Source organism: Moorena sp. SIO3I6, from assembly GCF_010672095.1.
On record NZ_JAAHHU010000715.1, the window covers coordinates 1 to 2,380 of the forward strand.

General features: G+C 47.9%; 3 protein-coding genes and 1 pseudogene. 2 read left to right on the forward strand and 2 right to left on the reverse strand.

Annotated elements, in window-relative coordinates; all coding sequences use genetic code 11:
• A partial coding sequence (locus F6K49_RS41725) for a CHAT domain-containing protein (RefSeq protein WP_293107107.1) occupies positions 1-1,812 on the forward strand: 1,812 nt, incomplete at its 5' end.
• On the opposite strand, the gene F6K49_RS41730 is transcribed toward F6K49_RS41725, so the two are convergent.
• Positions 1,795-1,953 (reverse strand): hypothetical protein, encoded by a 159-nt coding sequence (locus tag F6K49_RS41730; RefSeq protein ID WP_293107111.1) that lies wholly within the window; start codon positions 1,951-1,953, stop codon positions 1,795-1,797. The two genes, F6K49_RS41725 and F6K49_RS41730, sit on opposite strands and share 18 nt — an antisense overlap.
• Between F6K49_RS41730 and F6K49_RS41735 the strand changes: the two genes are divergently transcribed.
• Positions 1,923-2,045, forward strand: a complete 123-nt coding sequence (locus F6K49_RS41735) for a hypothetical protein (RefSeq protein WP_293107115.1) — start codon at positions 1,923-1,925, stop codon at positions 2,043-2,045. The genes F6K49_RS41730 and F6K49_RS41735 overlap by 31 nt on opposite strands.
• A 15-nt stretch (positions 2,046-2,060) precedes the next feature.
• Here the strand turns inward: F6K49_RS41735 and F6K49_RS41740 are convergent.
• Positions 2,061-2,380 (reverse strand): annotated as a pseudogene (locus tag F6K49_RS41740) (carotene isomerase); the annotation flags it as partial.

Here is a 2,380-nt window from a genome sequence, read left to right on the forward strand (position 1 = left end):
ACTGGTACAGTAACCTATGGTGGCTCCGATACTGGTACAGTAACCGATGGTGGCACCGATACTGGTACAGTAACCGATGGTGGCACCGATACTGGTACAGTAACCGATAGTGACACTGGTAGCGGTACAGTAACCGATGGTGACACTGGTAGCGGTATAGTAACCGATGGTGACACTGGTAGCGGTATAGTAACCGATGGTGACACTGGTAGCGGTATAGTAACCGATGGTGACACTGGTAGCGGTATAGTAACCGATGGTGACACTGGTACCGGTACAGCACTGAATAATTTAACAGTCCTACCAACGGATGATGTCACAGTCCTAGCACCCGATGATGTAACGGTTTTACTACCGGATGATTTAACAGTTTCACAACAGGTAGACTCAACAATCCCCACACCGGATAACTCATCAATCACACCGCCAGAGGTTCCACCATTGGTAGAGCAACCAATCACACTGGAGGCGACTGTTAAAAGTGACCTAGTCTATGGCATAGAACAAGCCTTCACAGAAGAATATCAGGCATACTTTATGCGATCGCTCAAGAGCAAAATTTATAATCAGAATGATGTACGCGATCGCACTCGTGAGCTTGAGCGGGAGACTGGTCTCAAGACTGGGGTTATTTACGTCAGTTTTGTCCAAAACTCCCTGACATTGCCAGGAACGCGATGCCAAACTCCAGCAATCCCAGCAGCCGAAATTGACCGACGATTTGGTTACCGACCCTCTGATCTACCTTCAGAACCCGAAAAATGCTTACAAAAAAGCGATGACCAGCTAGAACTGTTGCTGATCACAGCAGATGGTAATCCAGTTCTGCGGCGAGTCTATAACGCAAATCGTGCTGAAGTCCTAGCTGTGACTAGAACCTTTCATCGAACACTGATCAATCCCCGAAGCAAGGATGATAAGGATCATCTCAAACCAGCTCAGCAACTTTACCAATGGCTGATAGGACCGTTGGAGGCTGAGTTAAAAGCTAATAAGATCGAAAGCCTGATATTTGCCATGGATCAGGGGTTGCGCTCCCTACCCCTGGCTGCTCTGCACGATCAAAAGAACTATCTAATAGAAAATTATAGTGTCAGCCTGGTGCCTAGTCTTAGTTTGACCTATTCTCGGTTTACCAATGTTCAATCCTTGCGACTGCTGGCGATGGGAGCCTCCCAATTTTCTGATAAAGAGGATTTGCCTTGGGTAAAAGTCGAGTTAGAAACAATTATCGACAAAAAACTGTGGAAAGGTGACTATTTTCTAAACGAAAGCTTCACTCTGAAAAATTTAAAGGCTCAACGAAAAAAACGGAAATTTGGGATCATTCACTTAGCTACCCATGCTCAGTTTAATCGAGGAGCTCCTGAAAATTCTTACATTCAAATGTGGGACAGAAAACTGGGGCTCGATGAATTGGAAAATCTATTTTATGAGCCATCGGTAGAGTTGTTAGTACTCAGCGCTTGCCAAACCGCTTTGGGAAATCGGGAAGCAGAGTTAGGTTTTGCTGGATCAGCGTTTCAGGCAGGGGTTGACTCCACTCTAGCAACCCTTTGGTCTGTCAGTGACCAAGGGGCTATGGGGCTGACTACTGAGTTTTACCGTCAGTTGAACAAGACACCGAGTAAAACTGAAGCCTTGCGACAGGCACAGTTGGCCATGATTCGAGGCAATGTCCGGATTGAGAATGATCACTTATTTATCTCTGGCAAGAAAATTGGTTTATCTTCAGAATTGTCAGGATTTGGAAAACAAAACTTTAGCCATCCCTACTTCTGGGCGGCTTTCTTGCTAGTTGGTGATCCTTAAACAGGGAGTAGGGAGTAGGGAGTAGGGAGTAGGGAGTAGGGAGTCGGGAGTCGGGAATCGGGAGTCGGGAGTCGGGAGTCGGGAGTCGGGAGGTGTGGGGAGATGGGGAGATGGGGAGATGGGGAGATGGGGAGATCCCAAACTCTTCCCCCTGTTCCCTGTTCCCTGTTCCCTGTTCCCTGCTCCCTGCTCCCTGCTCCCTGTTCCCTTTAAACTCAAATACTATGTCCTAAACTATACTTCCCTTGCTATAACCCAATCGTTTTTAGCATTTCCAAATGCTTTGAAACCGGTACAAGGGTATTGGCAGTAATCATCCCGCTGGCGGCAACGGCTGGTAAGCCAATACCGGGAAAGGTTGAGTCTCCACAACACATGAGTCCAGGTAGGGGTGTGCCAGGACCAGGAAAGATGCCAACTCCTGCTCGAATGGCTGGACCATAGGAACCTCGGTGGCGGCGCAGAAAGCGTTCGTGGGTGAGCGGTGTACCGACTAGAGTGACTTCACAACGGGAACGAATGTCTGGAATGATCCGCTCCAATCCTTTCCACATGATTTCTGCACGCA

Coding starts and splice junctions, on each gene's coding strand:
- F6K49_RS41735 (WP_293107115.1), top strand. CDS start 1,923: ATGGGGAGATGGGGAGATGGGGAGATCCCAAACTCTTCCCCCTGTTCC.